Here is a 17406-nt window from a genome sequence, read left to right as displayed (position 1 = left end):
AGAACCGTCATGGCCAACCCCTTCGACAACGAAGACGGCACCTTCCTCGTCCTCGTCAACGACGAAGGGCAGCACTCCCTGTGGCCGTCCTTCGCCGCCGTGCCCGAGGGCTGGCGGGTGGCGCTCGACGCGAGCGACCGGGCCACCGCCGTCGCGTACGTGGAGAGCAACTGGACCGACATGCGTCCGCTCAGCCTCCAGCGGCTGGCGGGCTGAGGTGTCCTCGTCCGACATCGCCATCCTCGCCGAGGGGCTCGGCAAGACGTACCGCTCGCACACGGCGCTGCACGGCATCGACCTGTCGGTGCCGGCCGGCACCGTCCTCGGGGTGCTCGGGCCCAACGGCGCGGGCAAGACGACCACCGTCCGGATCCTGGCCACCCTCGTGCAGCCGTCCACCGGGCGGGCCACGGTCGCCGGGCACGACGTGGTGCGCGACAGCCGTGAGGTGCGCCGGCGTATCGGCCTGGCCGGGCAGTACGCGGCCGTCGACGAGCTGCTGACGGGCCGCGAGAACATCGTGCTGCTCGCCCGGCTGCTGCGGTTCGGGCGGCGCGGGGCCGCCCGGCGCGCCACCGAACTGCTGGAGCGCTTCGAGCTGTCCGAGGCCGCCGACCGTCCCGTCGGCACCTACTCCGGCGGCATGCGCCGCCGGCTCGACCTGGCCACCTGTGTCATCGGGGAGCCGGAGGTGCTGTTCCTCGACGAGCCGACCACGGGGCTCGATCCGACGAGCCGGGTCGTGCTGTGGGACGTGGTGCGCGACCTGGTCGCCGACGGGGTGACCATCCTGCTCACCACCCAGTACCTGGAGGAGGCCGACGAACTCGCCGACCGTATCGCCGTGATCGACGCGGGCCGCGTCATCGCCGAGGGCACCCCGCAGTCCCTCAAGCGGCAGGTCGGCAGCGAGCGGCTGGAGGTCACCGTGGCCCGCCCGGAAAGCCTCGGCGACGCGGTGGCCGCCCTGGCCACGCTCGGCGGCCGTCCCCCGACGGTCGACGAGACCGCCCGCCGCGTCACGGTCCAGCTGGGGCCGGACGGCCTCGACGACGTGGCCCGCGCCGCCCTCGCACTACGCGAGAAGGGCGTCCCCACAGCCGACTTCGAACTGCGCAGGCCCACGCTCGACGACGTCTTCTTCGACCTCACGGGCACGGGCCGGAAAGAGGACACCCAGTGATGGCCACGGCCACGACCACGCGTCCCCTGCAACCGCGCGGCGCGTTCGCCGGGCACCTCGGTGACACCCTCGCCCTCGCCGGCCGGCACCTCACACATCTGCGGCGCTCGCCCGGCCGGCTGATCCTCGTCACCATGAACCCGCTGGTGATGCTGATCGCCGTCGGCTACCTCTTCCGCAACTCCATGCAGGTGCCGGGGAATGTCGCCTACGAGGACTTCATCATGGCCGGCATCGCCATCCAGGTCGGCCTGACCAGCGTCGGCCCGACCGCCATCGGCGTCGCCCTCGACCTGCGGCACGGCCTGGTGGACCGGTTCCGTTCGCTGCCGATCTCCCCGGTGTCGGTGCTCGTCGGGCGCACCCTGTCCGACCTGTTCGTCGGCGCGTTCAGCCTCACCGCGGTGTCGCTGGTCGGCCTCGCCGTCGGCTGGCGCCCGCACGAGGGCGTGCTGCGCACCGCCGCCGGATTCGGCGTCCTGCTCGCGTTCGTCTACGTGATGCTCTGGGTCGGAATTCTGCTCGGCACCACCCAGAAGAACATCGAGGCCATCGACGGCACCGGCGCGCTGGTCCTCGTCGTGTTCAGTTTCCTTTCCAACGCCTACGTCTCGGTGAGCGGCCTGCCCGGCTGGCTGCGCCCGGTCGCCGAATGGAATCCGGTGACGTCCGTCATCACCACCTGCCGGCGCCTGTGGGGCAATGACCCGGCCGGCGCCGCGGGCAGCGGATTCCCCGCCCAGCACCCCGGCCTCGTCACCGCCATCACCCTGTCCGCGCTGCTGGTCGTGGCGGTTCTGGGCAGCGTGCGGGGCTTTCGGCGGGCCGTCGGCCGCTGAGCCGGAAGCCGGCCGCCAACGCCTGTCAGCGGTCCATCAGTTGGACGTCAGCGCGCAGTCACCGGCGCTGACTACTTTCGTGCGAAAGACGGATCACCGGCACACTCACGCCTTTTTCTCAACGGAGGGACAAAGCAATGACCACGGTCGCGCCCGAGCGCCTCACCCGTATCCGGGAAATCATCGCCGAGAACATCGACGTCGACCTCGACGGCCTTTCCGACACGGCCCTGTTCATCGACGAACTCGGCGCCGACTCGCTGAAGTTGATCGACGTCCTCAGCGCGCTGGAGATGGAGTACTCCATCGTCATCGACATGAACGAACTGCCCAAGATGATCAACGTGGAGGCCACCTACCAGGTGACCTCCGTGGCCGCCGGTTGGTGAGGAGAACCCACATGTCCACCGCAACCGCACGCCGCCGGGTCGTCCTGACCGGCTTCGGGGTGATCTCCAGCATCGGCACGGGCGTCGAGGAGTACACGGCGGGGCTGCGGGCCGGCCGCTCCGGGGCGCGGCCCATCACCCGGTTCGACACCGAGGGCTTCGGCCAGAACACCGCCTGCGAGGTCCCCGACTTCGAGCCCGAGCGCTGGATCCGCAACGTCCCCCTGGACGACATGGGCCGCGCCGGCCAGTACGCGGTCGCCGCCGCGCGGATGGCCGTCGACGACGCCGGGCTCAGCGAGGACGACCTCGGTGAGCGGCAGGCCGTCATCACCGTCGGCACCACCGACGGGGAGTCCCACGACATCGCCGTGCTGCTGGAGCAGGAGCTGGCCGCCGGGGACCCGGAGGCGATGGACCCGGTCCTGTCCCGCCGTATCAACGCGGGCCGCCTGTCCACCGTCATCGCCCGCGAGCTGCGCATGCCGAACGTGGAGGCCACCACCGTCACCACGGCCTGCGCGGCCGGCAACTACTCCATCGGCTACGGCCTGGACTCGATCCGCTCCGGCGAGGTCGACATCGCGCTGTGCGGCGGCGCGGATGCCGTGTGCCGCAAGGCGTTCGCCCTGTTCAAGCGGTTCGGGGCGCTCACCCCGGACGTGGTGCGGCCCTTCGACAAGGACCGCCAGGGCATCCTCACCGGCGAGGGCGCCGGCATCCTCGTCCTGGAGAGCCTGGAGTCCGCCCTCGCGCGCGGTGCCCGGATCTACGCCGAGGTCCTCGGCTACGGCCTCTCCTGCGACGCCGCGCACCCCACCGCGCCCAACCGCGACGGCATCGCCCGCGGCATCCGGCTCGCCCTGGACGACGCCGGCGTCAAGCGGGAGGAGATCGACTTCATCTCCGCGCACGGCACCGGCACCAAGGCCAACGACAAGACCGAGTCGGCCGCCATCGTCGACGTGTACGGCGACGCGGCGCCGCGCACCGTCGCCGTGAAGTCGATGCTCGGCCACTCGATGGGCGCGGCCAGCGCGCTCGGCGCCATCGCCTGCGGCCTCGCCATCGAGCACGGGTTCATCCCGCCCACCATCAACCACCGCGAGACCGACCCGGACTGCCCGCTCGACGTCGTGCCCAACCACGCCGTCGAGGCGGACGTGCGGATCGTGCAGAACAACTCCAGCGCCTTCGCCGGCAACAACGCCGTTCTGATACTCGGCACGTACGGGGAGTGAGTGACGACCATGAGCACCGCAACAGCCAGACCGGAGGCCACGCTGCCGCCCGGCACACCCGTCATCACCGGCTGGTCGGCGGTCTCGCCGTACGGCATCGGCCGTGAGGAGTTCGCCGCCGGGGTGCGCGCCGGAGCCAAGACGGCCGTGAAGGCGGACGCGGGCCTCGGGCCGCTGCCGTCGTCCGACGTGTGCACGGTGCCCGGCTTCGACATCCAGGAGCTGCTCGGCCCGCGCGGCACCGCCAAGATGGACCGGCTCACCGCGCTGGCCCTGGTCGCCTCCGACGGGCTGCTCCTGGACGCCGACGGCAACCGGGCCGTGCAGACCGACGACCTGACCGGTGTCGTCCTCGGCATCACCATGGGCAGCCTGGAGAACGTCACCGACTTCCTGCGCCAGTCGTACACCAACGCCCGCCCCTTCTACGTCGACGCGGGCCGCATTCCCTTCGGCAGCCTCAACCACGCGGCCGGCGCCACCGCCATCCGGCATGACCTGAAGGGCCCCAACACCACGGTCGCCGGCGGCCGGGTCAGCGGACTGCTCGCCCTCAACTACGCGCGCCGCCTGATGAGTCAGGGCCGGGCGACGAAGTACCTGGTGGGCTCCGCCGAGGAGTTCTCCGCCGCGCACGCCTGGTTCGAGCACACCGCCGCCGCGTCCGGCGATCCCGCGCCGCTGCTGGGGGAGGGCTGCGGGCTGTTCCTGATCGAGTCCGCGGAGGCCGCCGAGCATCCTGCGCTGGCCGCCGTGCTGAGCGTCGAGACCCGCGTCGACATCGACGACGACCCCGGCGCGGCCGTCACCGCCTGCGCCCGCCGCGCCCTTCAGCGGGCCGGTGTCGACGCCGCCGACGTGTGGGCGGCCGTGCCGTGCGCCGCGCCCACCGCCGCCGGACGCGCCGAGTACGAGGCCCTCGCCGGCCTCGTCCCCGCCGACGCGCTCTCCCGCGTGCCGTCCATGGAGCTGCTCGGCGACACCAGTGCCGCCTCCGCGTCCTTCCAGATCGCCGCGGTGCTCGCGGTCGCCGAGGCCGACCCGGACTCCCGGGGCCGTACGGCTCTCGTCTCCGCCGTCGACCGGGACGGCGCCGTGGCCGTGGCGGTTCTGCGACTGATGGGGGAGCAGCGATGATCGCGCTGGTCAGCGGCGGGTCCCGGGGCATCGGGCGGGCGACGGTGCTGCGCCTGGCCCGGGACGGCTACGACGTCGCCTTCTGCTACCGCTCCAACACCGACGCCGCCGAACAACTCGCCAAGGAGGCGGCCGAGTCCGGCACCCGCGTCACGGCCACCCGCTGCGACGTCGCCGACGCGGACGACGTACGCGACTGGTACGCCCGCACCGAACGCGAGCTCGGCCCCGTCGACGCGGCCGTCACCTCGGCCGGCATCACCCGGGACCGGCCGCTGGTGCTGATGCCGGAGGACGACTGGAACCAGGTGCTGCGCACCAACCTCGACGGCGTCTACCACGTGTGCCGGGCCGCCGCGTTCTCCATGAGCAAGCGAAAGACCGGCGCCATCGTCAACCTGTCCTCGGTCGCCGGGATCTACGGCAACATGGGCCAGGCCAACTACGCCGCCTCCAAGGCCGGGATCATCGGCTTCACCAAGTCCCTCGCCAAGGAGTGCGGGCCGCGCGGCATCCGTGCCAACGTGGTCGCGCCGGGCCTCATCGAGACCGACATGGTCGGCGACATGCCCGAGGCGGCGCTGCAGAAGCAGCTGAAGAACGTGGCGCTGGGCCGCCTCGGCCGGCCGGAGGAGGTGGCCGACCTGGTCTCCTTCCTGGTCTCCGAGCGGGCCGCGTACATCACCGGCTCGGTCTTCGAGATCCACGGCGGCGGCACCTTCTGATGAGCGGCGCAGCGCGACCACAGCAGCGGGGCGGACACGACCTCGACGGCCGGCACTACGACGCGATCGTCGTCGGCAGCGGCATCGGCGGACTCGTCGGCGCCGGGTATCTGGCCGCCGACGGCCGCCGGGTACTGGTCCTCGAACAGCACGACGTGGCGGGCGGCAACGCGCATGTGTTCCGCCGGCGCCGCAAGTACGAGTTCGACGTCGGCACCCACTACCTCGGCGACTGCGGCGAGGACGGACTGCTCCCCGCGGTCCTGTCCGGGCTCGGCGTACGCGACCGGGTGCGGTTTCGGCCCATGGACAACGAGGGCGGCTTCGACCGGATCATCACGCCCACGGCCACCGTGGACGTCCCCGCCGGCTGGGAGCAGTACCGCGCCCGCCTGAAGCGGGCCCTGCCCGCCGAGGCCGACCGGATCGACCGGTTCATCGACCTCGCCACCGCCGTGGCCGGCGCCAGCCGGGCCGGGCTGATGGGCGAGTCGATGGTCGAGTTGTTCCGCCGCTCCCCGCAGACGATGCGCTGGACCCGCCGCACCCTCGGCCAGGCACTCGACCACTGCGAACTCTCCCCGAAGGGCCGCACGCTGATCGCGGCCCAGGCCGGGAACTACGGCGCCATGCCCGACGGGATCGGCTTCGCCGAGCACGTCAACATCATGGACCACTACCTGCGCGGCGCGTACTACCCCGAGGGCGGCGGACAGACCCTCGTCGCCGCGTTCGTCGAGGCCCTGGAGTCCCACGGCGGCGAGCTGCGCACCCGCTGCGAGGTACGCCGCATCCTGACCGACGACGGGCACGCCACCGGCGTCGAACTCGCCGACGGACAGCGGGTGTTCGCACCCTTGGTCGTCTCCAACGCCGACTACCGGCGCACCGTCCTCGACCTGTGCGGCGGCGAGGAGACCTTCCCCGCCGACCTGGTCGCCCGCACCCGCGAGGCGACCATGCGCAGCGCGGTCGTCGCCGTGTACGTCGCCCTCGACACCGAGCTGGACGACCTGCCCAACGCCAACATCTGGTGGCACGACAGCGACGACATGGAACGCGCCCACGCGTCCGTGCTCGACCGCTACGAACGCGACGGAGTCTTCGACCGCGTGCCCCAACTCGCCTTCTCCTTCGCCTCCTTGAAGGACTCCGGATCCGCGGCCGTGTGCCCGCCCGGCCACAGCAACTTCCAGCTGATGACGGGCTGCCCGCCCGGCTACGACTTCTGGGGTGTGCGCGGCGGCCCCGTGGACGGCGAGCCCTACCGCCGCAATCCCGCCTACCTGGCACGCAAACGCGAGGTCACCGAACTGATCCTGGACGCCGCCGAGAAGGTCCTCGGCCCGATCCGGGACCGCATCACCCACGTCGAGACGGCGACCCCGCTCACGAACGAGCGCTACATCCGCGCCAGCGGCGGCACCCCGTACGGCATGGCCCGCTGGGGCTCCGACGGCCGGCGCCCGGATGTGCGCACCGACGTCGAGGGCCTCTACGTCGTCGGCCAGAACGTCCGCTACGGCAGCGGGGTCGGCGGCGTCGCCACCGGCGGCATGGCCGTGGCGTCCCAGGTCCTGGGCCGCCCGCTGCTGGCCGAGGTGTACGCCGGAACCGTCCTCGGCGATCCGGCGCGACTGCCCGAACGGACCGCGGACTGGGACCCGTTGCTGGTGTCCCGCGGGCGGGCACGGCAGGGCGCGAAGGGGCTCGCGCGCATCGGCTGACCCCGGCCCCCTCCTCCGTACGACCTTCCCACTCTTCTCAGGAGCAGCATTCCCATGAATCAGGTCCCGCCCTTCGCCGTGGTCTCCGGCGCCCAGGTGCACGAGGTGCTCGACGGGCACGAGAGCGAGGTCGTCGCGGCGGTCGAGGCCGCCTACCGGCTGCACGGCGAGGGACAGACGGTCAACCCGGACTCGTACTTCCTGCGCTTCCCGGACCGCCCCTCGTCCCGGATCATCGCGCTGCCCGCCTCGGTCAAGGGCGAGGTGGGCGTGCACGGCATCAAGTGGATCTCCAGCTTCCCGGAGAACGTGGCCGCGGGCATCCCGCGCGCCTCGGCGGTGCTGATCCTCAACGACGCCGAGACCGGCTACCCCTTCGCCTGCCTGGAGAGCTCCATCATCAGCGCCGCCCGCACCGCGGCCTCGGCGGCCCTCGCGGCCGACCGGCTCAGCGCGGCGCGCGGCACCCGGCCCACCCGGGTCGGCTTCATCGGCGTCGGCCTGATCGCCCGCTATCTGCACACCTACCTCGCGGCGAGCGGCTTCGACTTCGAGGCGATCGGCGTGCACGACCTGTCCGCCGAGCACGCCGAGGGCTTCACCGGCTATCTGCGGCGCGCCGCGGGCGACGACGTGGAGATCACCGTCCACGACAAGGCCGAGGACCTGATCCGCAGCTGCGACCTGGTCGTCTTCGCCACCGTCGCGGGCGAACCGCATGTCACGGACCCCCAGTGGTTCACGCACAACCCGCTGGTGCTGCACGTCTCGCTGCGCGACCTGTCCCCCGAGATCGTCCTCGACTCGTGGAACGCCGTCGACGACATCGAGCACTGCATGAAGGCGGGCACCTCACCGCACCTGGCCGAACAGCGCGTCGGCCACCGGGACTTCGTCGCCGGCACGCTGTACGACGTGCTCACCGGGGCCGTCACCCCGCCGGCCGACCGGCCGGTGATCTTCTCGCCGTTCGGCCTGGGCGTCCTGGACATGGCGGTGGCCAAGTACGTGTACGACCGCGTCGCGCAGGACGGCGAACTGCACACCGTGCCCGGCTTCTTCCACGAAATGAAGCGGTACGGCTGACACCTCGCTGACGGCGCGCTGACGCCACGGACCCGTGGCCGAGGCGCGCCTTGTCCTGTTCTCCCACCCCCGAACAGAATCGGAGCCATGAGATCTTTCGCCAGTCTGGCCGATTTCTCCGCCGCCACCGGTGAACACCTGGGCTACAGCGATTGGCTGGAGACCACCCAGCACAGGGTGGACCAGTTCGCCGAGGCCACCGGCGACCTCCAGTGGATCCACGTGGACCCGGAGCGGGCGGCGAGCGGCCCGTTCGGCGGGACCATCCTGCACGGCTACATGACCCTGGCGCTGCTGCCGGAGATGATGCGCGCGATCTTCGACATCGACAGGATCGAGATGGGCGTCAACTTCGGCCTGGACAAGGTGCGTTTCCCGCGCCCCGTACCGGTCGGCGCCCGCGTCCGCGGCGGCGCCAAGCTCACCGGCGTGCGCGAGACCCCCGCCGGCCACCTCGCCGCCGTACGTATGACGGTGGAGGTGGAGATCGACGGACAGCCGCAGTCGGCCTGCGTGGCGGACACCCTGTCGCTGTTCATCGGCCCCGCACCGGCCGAGGGCTAGTCACCGGGTAGTAGAACCACCCCTTTTCGGCCGCCCAAGAGGGGAGTTTTTCCCACCGCGTCAGCACCCCGACCGTCGCAACAATGAGGGCACGGGCGCTTCGGCCCACGTACCGCACAGGTAGCAGAGAGGAGCGAGTCGTATGGACCGCACGATGCAGCTCGGGGTGAATGGCCCGCCGGACGGGATCAGGGGATTCTCGGTCGCGGCCGGGATAGTGGGACTGCGGCGGGCGATGACCCTGTGCTGGATGTCCATGGCGGCCTTCGGCCGGTCCCTGGCGGTCTCCGGCGCGATCTGGCTGGTGGGTCCCGGCCTCGGTGTGGTGCCGCGCGCCATGGAGGGCGTGCGCAACCTCGCCGCCCAGCAGCGCCAACTGGCGCTGCGCTGGTCGGGGGTGGAGATCCCCGGCCCGCCCGGCCCGCTGCCGCCGGTGCCCGCGGGCGCCTCCGGGGCCACGGCCCGCTACCGGTGGATCATGAGCGACCCGCAGACCCGGCGGGAGTGGGTCTGGGTGCTCGTCGACCCGCTGGCCGGCGCGTTCTTCGGGTTCTTCCCGCTCGCCCTGGTCCTCAGCGGCGTGTGGGGCATCTTCCTCGCCTTCTTCGGGGTTCCGCTGTCCGTCGAATGGGACGGCCTGTGGTACCAGTTCATCCCGATCGAGGGCCAGGCCACCGCCGTCCTCGCCGGTGTCCTCGGTGTCCTGCAGCTGCCGCTGGCCCTGTGGTCGGCGCCGCGTGCCGTGCGCCGGCACGCCCTGTACACCCGCTCGATGCTCGCGCCGAGCGAGAGCGAGATGATGGCCAGCCGCATCCAGCACCTGGCCACCACCCGCTCGGACGCCGTCGACACGCAGATGGCGGAGATCCGCCGTATCGAACGCGACCTGCACGACGGCGCCCAGGCCCGCCTGGTCGCGATGGGTATGACCCTGGACGCCGCCGAACACCTCCTGGAGACCAACCCGGAGGCCGTGCGCGCCCTCCTCATCGAGGCGCGCGAGTCCTCCTCCAAGGCGCTTGAGGAACTGCGCAACCTGGTCCGCGGCATCCACCCGCCGGTCCTCGCCGACCGCGGACTCGCCGACGCGGTAAGGGCGTTGGCCATGGTCTGCCCGGTCCGCACCGAGGTCCAGGTCGACCTTCCCGGCCGCCCGGAGATGCCGGTCGAGTCGGCGGCCTACTTCGCGATCTCGGAGATCCTGACCAACGTCGCCAAGCACTCCGGCGCCGACCGGGCCTGGATCGACATCCGTTACGATCGCGGGATGCTCCGCCTCACCGTCACCGATGACGGCCACGGCGGCGCGGACGCCTCGCGCGGCAGCGGTCTGCGGGGCATCGAACGCCGGCTCGCCACCTTCGACGGGGTGCTGGCCGTGAGCAGCCCCGTGAACGGTCCGACCATGGTGACGATGGAGCTTCCGTGCGTATTGCCCTCGCCGAAGACCACTTCCTCCTGAGGGACGGACTCATCCGCCTGCTCGGCGCCCACGGCCACGAGGTCGTCGCCGCAGTGGACAACGGCACGGAACTGCTGGACGCGCTCATCAGGGAGCAGCCGGACGTCGCGGTCGTCGACGTCCGGCTGCCGCCGACGTTCACCGACGAGGGGCTGCGCGCGGTGCTGGCGGCCCGCGAGCGGATGCCGGACCTGCCGGTGCTGCTCCTGTCCCAGTACGTCGAGCCGCTCTACGCACGGGAGTTGCTGAGAAGCGGCGGCCGCGGGGTCGGCTACATGCTGAAGGACCGTGTCACCAACGGCGGCCAGTTCCTGGACTCCATCCGCCGGGTGGCCGAGGGCGGCACCGCGATGGACCCCGAGGTCATCTCCAAGCTCCTGGTCCGCAAGGAGCGCGACGAGGCCGTGGGCAGCCTCTCCGAACGCGAGCGCGAGGTCCTGGAGTGGGTGGCGCAGGGGCGCTCCAACGCCGGTATCGCACAAGGCCTGTTCATCTCGGAGAAGGCCGTTGCCAAGCACATCAGCAACATCTTCACCAAGCTGGGCCTGCTGCCGGGGGACGGCGACAACCGGCGGGTGCTGGCGGTACTGGCGTATCTGGACCAGTGAGGCGCCGCCCCTGCGTCGACGCCGAGGCCGCGGCTACCCGGCCTTGCGGCGCTGGTAGTGCCGGGCGACCCGCATCCGGTTGCCGCAGCGGGCGGTCGAGCACCAGCGGCGGCGCGGGTTGGTCGGCAGGAAGAGCATCACGCAGTCATCCGCCTCGCACTTGCGGATCCCGGTGACCGCCGGATCGGCCAGCAACTCGGCCGCGGCCTGAGCGAGACCGGCGGCCAGCCGCACACCGGGTGAGCCCTCGCGCCGCGGCGCGACGGCTATCGCCGACCCGTCCCACACCACCTCACTGATCGCCGGCGCGGCACGCTGCGCCCGGTTGAGCGCCTCGATGTCCTGCGCCGGGGGCCGCTCACCGCGGCGGACGTGGTCGAGGGCGCGCGCGATGTGCTCCCGCACGGCGAGCACCGCGGCCAGATCGCCGGCGCCGACCTCCCCGGGCACGTCCTCCGCGAGCCGGTCGGCCTCCAGAACCCACCAGGTCCGCAGGCTGTCGGTCGTGGTGAGCAGGTCGCCGGTGGCCGGCCGGGTGTTGACCAGGTCGAGGGCCAGGGGTTCCCCGGTCAGAGGTGCGGGATCACTCATGGGCTAATGGTACATGGGTGGGTTGACACGTTAGCCCGGGTCAACGTAGACCTAATGTGCAGAGCAATCTGCAACCCATTAGTAGGCTCCATCAGAAGGAGACCGGTCATGCTCGCTCCGACAGCCCGCACCGTGCACCGCCACCTGGACGTCGACGGCGTCCGCGTCTTCTACCGGGAGTCCCTCCCCGACCGCCCCGACGCGCCCGTACTGCTGCTCCTGCACGGCTTCCCGTCCGGCTCCCACCAGTTCCGCGCCCTCATCGACACGCTCGGCTCGACGTACCGGCTGATCGCCCCGGACCACGCCGGCTTCGGCCACACGGAGGCCCCGGACGGCTTCACGTACACGTTCGACCGGCTCGCCGACATCACCGAGGGCTTCGTCCAGGGCCTGGGCCTCGACCGCTTCGTGATGTACGCCTTCGACTTCGGCGCCCCCATCGGCTTCCGTGTCGCCGAACGCCATCCCGAGTGGATCGCCGGACTGGTCGTCCAGAACGGCAACGCCTACGAGGAGGGCCTCTCGGACATGGCCCTGGCCCTGATCGGCCTCACTCCCGAGACCCCCGGCGCCGACGACACCATCGACGGGATCCTCACGCTCGACGGCACCCGCAGCCAGTACGAGACCGGCGTCGCCGACCCCGGCCTGATCGCCCCGGACGGCTGGACCCTCGACCAGCACTTCCTCGACCTGCCGGGCCGCAAGGAAGCCCAGCGATCACTGATCCTCGACTACCCCTCCAACGTCGAGCGGTACCCCGACTGGCAGGCGTGGCTGCGCCGCCACACCCCGCCCACCCTCATCACCTGGGGCCGCAACGACCCCTTCTTCACCGAGCCCGGCGCGGGTGCCTACCTGCGCGACCTGCCCGACGCCGAACTGCACCTCCTCGACACCGGCCACTTCGCCCTGGAGACCCACCTGTCGCAGGTCGCTGCGCTGATCGCCGACTTCCTCGACCGCGCCTGGAAGTAGCCGGGCCTGCGCGCCCCGCGCAAAAGGTGCGAAAATCGACGTGGACCTCTGTGGCGCGGGGACCTCGGTGAGGCTGTCGCGGAGAGGGAACGCCGATGGACCTGGACACTGTCGCCGACGAGCTGTACAGCCTGCGGCCGGAGGAGTTCACCGCCACCCGCGCCGCCCGCATCGCCGCGGCCCGCACGGCCGGCGACCGTGCCCTCGCGGACCGTATCGCCAAGCTGCGACGCCCGAGCCTGTCGGCCTGGGCCAGCAATCTCCTGGTCCGTGAACGGCACAGCGAGGTCGAACCGCTCCTGCGCCTCGGCGAGGGCCTGCGGCAGGCCCACCACGACCTGGACGGAGAGCAGCTGCGTGAGTTGAGCCGGCAGCAGCGGGTCCTGATCAGCGCGCTGTCCCGGCAGGCCGGACAACTGGCCGCAGCTGCGGGCCACCCGATCAGCGAAGCAGCGCGCCACGAGGTCGAGAACACCCTGCGCGCCGTCCTGGCGGACCCCGAGGCGGCCCGGGAGTGGGCGAGCGGCAGACTGGTGAGGCCGCTCACCGCAGGCACGGGATTCCCGGCCGGCACGGGATTCCCGGCCAGCACCGGATTCTCGGCCATGGCTGAGAAGGCGGCCGCCCGCCGCGCCCCCACGGGTACGCCTGCGACCGAACCCCCGCGGAGGCCTCCCCCTGACGCCAAAGCCGCCGCGGAACGGCGCCGACGGCTCACCCAGGCCCGCAAGGACGCCGGCAAGGCCGCCCGGGAACTGCGAACCCGTCAGGACGAGGCGGCTACGGCGAGCCGCGAGGCCTTCGCGGCCAAGAAGCGCTGGGACGAGGCTCAGCAGCGCGTCACCGACATGACCGCCGAACTCCAGCGCGCCAGGGAGGAGCAACGGCAGGCACGGTCCGCGGAGGAGACGGCCCGCGACCACGCCCGCACGGCGGACCGGCTGCTCCGCGAGGCGAGGCGGAGGTCGGACGCCGCCGCGGCGATCGTCGAGCGACTGACGGCCCAGGAGCCGTGAAACTCTCCCGCGACGGCGAGCGAAGGCGGTCCCGCTCCTCAGTCGCCCGAGTGGCCCCAGAAACAGATCCCTTGGGGCTCGCCCTCGTCATCGTGCAACACCGCGCACCGTGCGATCCATCGTGATCGGGGGAAGACGTCGAAGTCCTTGCGCCGGCGCCGGCAGCGTTTCGCTTCGCGTGACGGCCCGGCAGGCCACCTACCCTCGGCCCGTGGGACAACCCGAGCAACGCGCCGAGGGCGCAGGACCGTTCACCACCCGGCTCACCTGGCACCTTGCCGGCGGCGGCACCGCCGTATGGGAGTCAAGGCTCGCCCGCCGGCGCGGACTCATCGCCGTCCGCCCGGAGGGCGCGACCACCAGCCGTCACACGAGCGCCGACGAGGTCGGCCTGCGCCGCTTGCGCAGGCTCAATGCCACCGCCGCGACCGCCTTCATCATCGGCGGAGCCCTCTTCGCGGCCGGCGCGGGCGTCGCCCAGCTCGGCTCCGGCGACGCCACCACCTGCGCCTCGATCTACTTCGCCGGCGGCCTGTTCTTCAACACCGGCGGCTACGTCTCACTGCTCCAGGTCGTCAACGCTCCCCGCCACGTACCCGGCGGCGAGGGCCGACTCGTCACCCACGACTGGCGCTGGTGGAGTTACGAGCCGTCGCGGGTGGACTGGCTGAGCGTGTTCGTCCTCTTCGCCGGCACCGTGGTGTTCGCCGTCGACCTGCTGGACTCCTTCCTCCGGGGCCTGAGCGTCCAGCAGACCAACCGGCTGATCTGGGCCCCGGACGTCATCGGCTGCGCGCTCTTCCTGATCTCCGGCCACCTCGCCTTCGCCGAGATCTGCCACGGCCGGCTCTGCGTGCGCCGCCGCAGCCTCGGCTGGTGGATCGTCGCGGTGAACCAGCTCGGCTCCGCCCTCTTCATGGTCTCGGCCCTCGCCGCCTTCACGCGCCCTTCGACGGGGAGCCTGATCAACGAGGACATCGCGAACTGGACGACGCTCATCGGCGCGTCATGCTTCTCGCTCGGCGGGGTTCTGCAGCTCTATGAACGCCCCTGACTGCCCAGAGCCACAGAGCAGGTCAGCGGAGGTAACGAACCCTTCGGCGCCGCCGCGGCCAGGAGGCTAGCGTTGGAGGCGGTCGGCAGACCGGGGCTCGTCGGTCGCGGTGAGGCTGCCGAGGAGGGCGAGCGCGCACCGGTCGTGTTCGACGACGTGAACTTCCTCTGGCGCCCGTACGATCCGTGGCTCGCCTACGGAGAATCGAAGACCGCCAACGTCCTCTTCGCCGTCGAGGCGACGCGTCGCTGGCAGACCGACGGCATCACCGCGAACGCGGTCCACCCAGGCGCGATCGCGGCCACCAACCTCGGGCGGCACCTGGACCCCGGCGTGGTGGACGCCGCCCTCTCCTCGGGCGGCTATGACGTCAAGACCACCGAACAGGGCGCCGCCACCAGCGTCTTCGTTGCCACGTCACCCCAACTCGACGACATCGGCGCCCGCTACTTCGTCGACTGCAACGAGGCGCCGATCGTCACCCCCGACCACCCCACCGCCCCCCGCGGCACCGGCGTGGCCCCCTACGCCCTGGACCCCACCAACGCCGAACGCCTCTGGAACCTCTCACTGGAACTGCTCGCCGACATCTGACCAGGCTGCGCCACAGTGCGGGCGGACGCTGTCGCGCTCACGTGACAGCGGCTCCAACGTCGGCACGGCCAAGTCCCTCGCGGTCTCCTTGGACTCGTACGGGTGCAGACCCTGGACGACGCCCTTAACTGGTGCCACAGCCGTACCCCCCCCGCCTGAAAGGATCCGGCCGGTGCCGGACAGGACGGGTTGTGGAATCCATGACGGAAGAGGAGTCGCGCCAGAGGCAGAAGGCGCGCTTCGAAGGACTGGCGCACATGGTGGCGGAACCGTTGCACCGGTATCTGCTGCGACGGACGAGCGCCGACATGGTCGACGACATCCTGGCGGAGGCGATGCTGGTGCTGTGGCGCCGTATTGACGACGTCCCCGGCCTGGGTCCGGCGCCAGGTTCCCCGCCCGACCCCGATGACGTGCTGCCGTGGTGCTACGGGGTGGCGCGGGGCTGCCTGGCGAACGCCCGCCGTGCCGACGGGCGCCGGCTCCGCCTGGTGGAGCGGTTGATCCGGACGCAGGAACAGCAGCCGGCCGGGGTCGCCGACCACAGCGGTCTGCACGCCGCGCTCGCCGCCCTAGGGGCGCTGGACCGCGAGGTGGTGCGGCTGTGGGCGTGGGAGGAGCTGACACCCCGCCAGATCGCGGAGGCGACCGGGCTGACGCCCAACGCAGTGAGCATCCGGCTGCACAGGGCGAAAAGGAAACTAGCCGAACAACTAGAGCGAAAGCATGACGAACCGTCCGGACACAAGAGGGATGAAGGAAGGAGCGGTCAGTGAATGACGACGAGTTGCTGGCCCGGCTGAAGTCCGCGGACCCGGCGCTGACCCCACATGCTCCGCTGCCCGACATCGACCGACTTGTGGAGGACACCTTGACCACCGACACCGCGCACCAGACCGGCAGTACGGCCCCCGCGAAGACCGCCGCGCGACGAAGCCGCCGTCAGCTCTTCGGACTCGCGGCGGCGGCCGGTCTGCTTCTGCTCGGCGGCGGCATCGCCGGAGGAGTCATGGCGAACAACGACAACGACAACGGGCACTCGGCCTCGGCGGGCCCACTGACACTCACCACCGACAGCGGCTTCGGCAGCCAGAAGTGTGTGACACCCAGTCCCGACACCCTGGGCGGCTACCCGACCCTGTTCCTGGGAACGGTCACCTCCATCAAGGGCTCCACGGTCACTTTCCGCGTCGACTACTGGTTGAAGGGCGGCGACACGGAGACGGTCGTGCTCGACAGCGACGCGAGCCGGCCGGAGGTGCTGACGTTCGCGGACGGTGAGCGCTACATCGTGGCCGCCGAGAACGGCGTCGTCCCGGCGTGCGGCGCGAACGCGGCCTCGGACGAGACCGTCGACGAGTTCCGCCAGGCATTCGGGAAGTAACGGAAAGCACCTGCACGGACGATCCGAGCCCACCGACGGCCGCGGCGGGCTCGGACCGGTCCGGGAAGTCGGCGCTTCTGGTGTGACCGTGTTCCCCGCTCAATCTGGTGCGCTTGTGGTGCGAGCCGGGCACAGGCGCAGAAGCCGCGCTCGTGGAGCCTCGTGTCAGTGCTCATGGCTAGGGTCTCAGTTGCGCGGCCGGCTTCCGAGGTGTCCAGCTCTATGGAGCAGCTGCAGATCTTCCTCGGCGTCGCGGTTGGGGTCGTCCTCACGCGCTGAGCTCCCCCGGAGGGCGCCAGCTCAAAGTGCCGTGGCCGGGTTGGGTGGTCAGGCCGCTGCCGGTAGTGGTCTGCCACCCCAGCGTAGATGGGTGTGCAGGGCCCGGGGCTGCGCCGGATGACTGCGGTGGTTCGACGCGAGGTGATGGGCCGACCACTGCCGCGTTATCCCGCGCTGCGCGCCGGCAGCCGCTGTGTGATCCGATCGAACAAGTCTGTCAGCGGCTCGCCAATGTCCTGACCGAACTCGGTCAACCCGTAGGTGACTTGGGGTGGCGTCGTCGGCTCGACCTCCCGCCAGACCAGGCCGTCCTGGACCAGAGCGCGCAGGGTCTGAGTGAGCATCTTCTCGCTGATGCCCTGAATGCTGTTGCGCAGCTCGTAGAACCGAAGGTCGTTGCTCCGCAAGGAGATCAGCACCCAGATGCCCCACCTGCTGGTCACGTGGTCGACCACGTCGCGCGCGGGACAGTCGGTGTGAAACACGTCATACCGATTGCCCGTCTCGGCCTGCGTCAGCTGCGCGCCTTCCCTCATGTCCGGAGCT

General features: G+C 71.2%; 20 protein-coding genes. 18 read left to right on the top strand and 2 right to left on the bottom strand.

Annotated elements, in window-relative coordinates; genetic code table 11:
* Positions 1-9: 9 nt before the first annotated feature.
* The 12 genes from OG254_RS21230 (at position 10) to OG254_RS21175 (ending at position 10961) form a co-directional block, all read left to right on the top strand.
* Positions 10-216, top strand: coding sequence for an MbtH family protein (locus tag OG254_RS21230; RefSeq protein ID WP_147995321.1), 207 nt, complete (start codon positions 10-12; stop codon positions 214-216).
* A gap of 1 nt (position 217) precedes the next feature.
* Positions 218-1183 carry an ATP-binding cassette domain-containing protein gene (locus OG254_RS21225; protein ID WP_405583990.1) on the top strand — a complete coding sequence of 322 codons (966 nt, stop codon included), beginning with the start codon at positions 218-220 and terminating at the stop codon, positions 1181-1183.
* Entirely contained in the window at positions 1183-2022 is an 840-nt protein-coding gene (locus OG254_RS21220) for an ABC transporter permease (RefSeq protein WP_405583988.1), read from the top strand. The genes OG254_RS21225 and OG254_RS21220 overlap by 1 nt, the downstream gene beginning before the upstream one ends.
* A 137-nt stretch (positions 2023-2159) precedes the next feature.
* Positions 2160-2411: an acyl carrier protein gene (locus tag OG254_RS21215; protein WP_147995324.1), complete on the top strand. Its 252-nt coding sequence runs from the start codon at positions 2160-2162 to the stop codon at positions 2409-2411.
* A gap of 11 nt (positions 2412-2422) precedes the next feature.
* Complete coding sequence (locus tag OG254_RS21210) at positions 2423-3652, top strand: beta-ketoacyl-[acyl-carrier-protein] synthase family protein (RefSeq protein ID WP_405583985.1); 1230 nt, start codon at positions 2423-2425, stop codon at positions 3650-3652.
* Between the two features lie 9 nt (positions 3653-3661).
* Positions 3662-4789, top strand: coding sequence for a beta-ketoacyl synthase N-terminal-like domain-containing protein (locus OG254_RS21205; protein ID WP_405583982.1), 1128 nt, complete (start codon positions 3662-3664; stop codon positions 4787-4789).
* On the top strand, positions 4786-5514 hold the full coding sequence (fabG, locus tag OG254_RS21200) for a 3-oxoacyl-ACP reductase FabG (RefSeq protein ID WP_405583979.1): 729 nt from the start codon (positions 4786-4788) through the stop codon (positions 5512-5514). Before OG254_RS21205 ends, fabG begins: the two co-directional genes overlap by 4 nt.
* Complete coding sequence (locus tag OG254_RS21195) at positions 5514-7241, top strand: phytoene desaturase family protein (RefSeq protein ID WP_405583977.1); 1728 nt, start codon at positions 5514-5516, stop codon at positions 7239-7241. Before fabG ends, OG254_RS21195 begins: the two co-directional genes overlap by 1 nt.
* Positions 7242-7295: 54 nt before the next feature.
* Entirely contained in the window at positions 7296-8327 is a 1032-nt protein-coding gene (gene sbnB / locus OG254_RS21190; RefSeq protein WP_405583974.1) for a 2,3-diaminopropionate biosynthesis protein SbnB, read from the top strand.
* Between the two features lie 78 nt (positions 8328-8405).
* Positions 8406-8891: a MaoC family dehydratase gene (locus OG254_RS21185; RefSeq protein WP_405595111.1), complete on the top strand. Its 486-nt coding sequence runs from the start codon at positions 8406-8408 to the stop codon at positions 8889-8891.
* A gap of 142 nt (positions 8892-9033) precedes the next feature.
* Complete coding sequence (locus OG254_RS21180; protein WP_405583971.1) at positions 9034-10353, top strand: sensor histidine kinase; 1320 nt, start codon at positions 9034-9036, stop codon at positions 10351-10353.
* Complete coding sequence (locus OG254_RS21175) at positions 10317-10961, top strand: LuxR C-terminal-related transcriptional regulator (RefSeq protein ID WP_405583968.1); 645 nt, start codon at positions 10317-10319, stop codon at positions 10959-10961. Before OG254_RS21180 ends, OG254_RS21175 begins: the two co-directional genes overlap by 37 nt.
* 33 nt (positions 10962-10994) lie before the next feature.
* Here the strand turns inward: OG254_RS21175 and OG254_RS21170 are convergent, their stop codons facing one another.
* The gene (locus tag OG254_RS21170; protein ID WP_405583965.1) at positions 10995-11552 is read right to left on the bottom strand and encodes a CGNR zinc finger domain-containing protein; all 558 of its coding nucleotides are present in this window, start codon (positions 11550-11552) and stop codon (positions 10995-10997) included.
* A 108-nt stretch (positions 11553-11660) separates the two neighbouring features.
* Here OG254_RS21170 and OG254_RS21165 point away from each other — a divergent pair, with 108 nt between their 5' ends.
* The 6 genes from OG254_RS21165 (at position 11661) to OG254_RS21140 (ending at position 16581) form a co-directional block, all read left to right on the top strand.
* Positions 11661-12533, top strand: a complete 873-nt coding sequence (locus tag OG254_RS21165; protein ID WP_405583963.1) for an alpha/beta fold hydrolase — start codon at positions 11661-11663, stop codon at positions 12531-12533.
* A gap of 95 nt (positions 12534-12628) precedes the next feature.
* The gene (locus OG254_RS21160) at positions 12629-13549 is read left to right on the top strand and encodes a hypothetical protein (RefSeq protein ID WP_405583960.1); all 921 of its coding nucleotides are present in this window, start codon (positions 12629-12631) and stop codon (positions 13547-13549) included.
* 211 nt (positions 13550-13760) lie between these two features.
* Positions 13761-14603 (top strand): hypothetical protein, encoded by an 843-nt coding sequence (locus OG254_RS21155; protein ID WP_405583958.1) that lies wholly within the window; start codon positions 13761-13763, stop codon positions 14601-14603.
* Between the two features lie 72 nt (positions 14604-14675).
* The gene (locus OG254_RS21150) at positions 14676-15197 is read left to right on the top strand and encodes a hypothetical protein (RefSeq protein WP_405583956.1); all 522 of its coding nucleotides are present in this window, start codon (positions 14676-14678) and stop codon (positions 15195-15197) included.
* 200 nt (positions 15198-15397) lie between these two features.
* The gene (locus OG254_RS21145; protein WP_405595108.1) at positions 15398-15973 is read left to right on the top strand and encodes an RNA polymerase sigma factor; all 576 of its coding nucleotides are present in this window, start codon (positions 15398-15400) and stop codon (positions 15971-15973) included.
* On the top strand, positions 15970-16581 hold the full coding sequence (locus OG254_RS21140) for a hypothetical protein (RefSeq protein WP_405583953.1): 612 nt from the start codon (positions 15970-15972) through the stop codon (positions 16579-16581). Before OG254_RS21145 ends, OG254_RS21140 begins: the two co-directional genes overlap by 4 nt.
* A gap of 443 nt (positions 16582-17024) precedes the next feature.
* Here the strand turns inward: OG254_RS21140 and OG254_RS21135 are convergent, their stop codons facing one another.
* Positions 17025-17396, bottom strand: coding sequence for a winged helix-turn-helix transcriptional regulator (locus OG254_RS21135; protein ID WP_405583950.1), 372 nt, complete (start codon positions 17394-17396; stop codon positions 17025-17027).
* Positions 17397-17406: the final 10 nt, after the last annotated feature.

It is taken from the genome of Streptomyces sp. NBC_01092, assembly GCF_045039535.1.
GTDB lineage: Bacteria > Actinomycetota > Actinomycetes > Streptomycetales > Streptomycetaceae > Streptomyces.
This window is presented reverse-complemented; position numbering and strand designations above follow the sequence as displayed.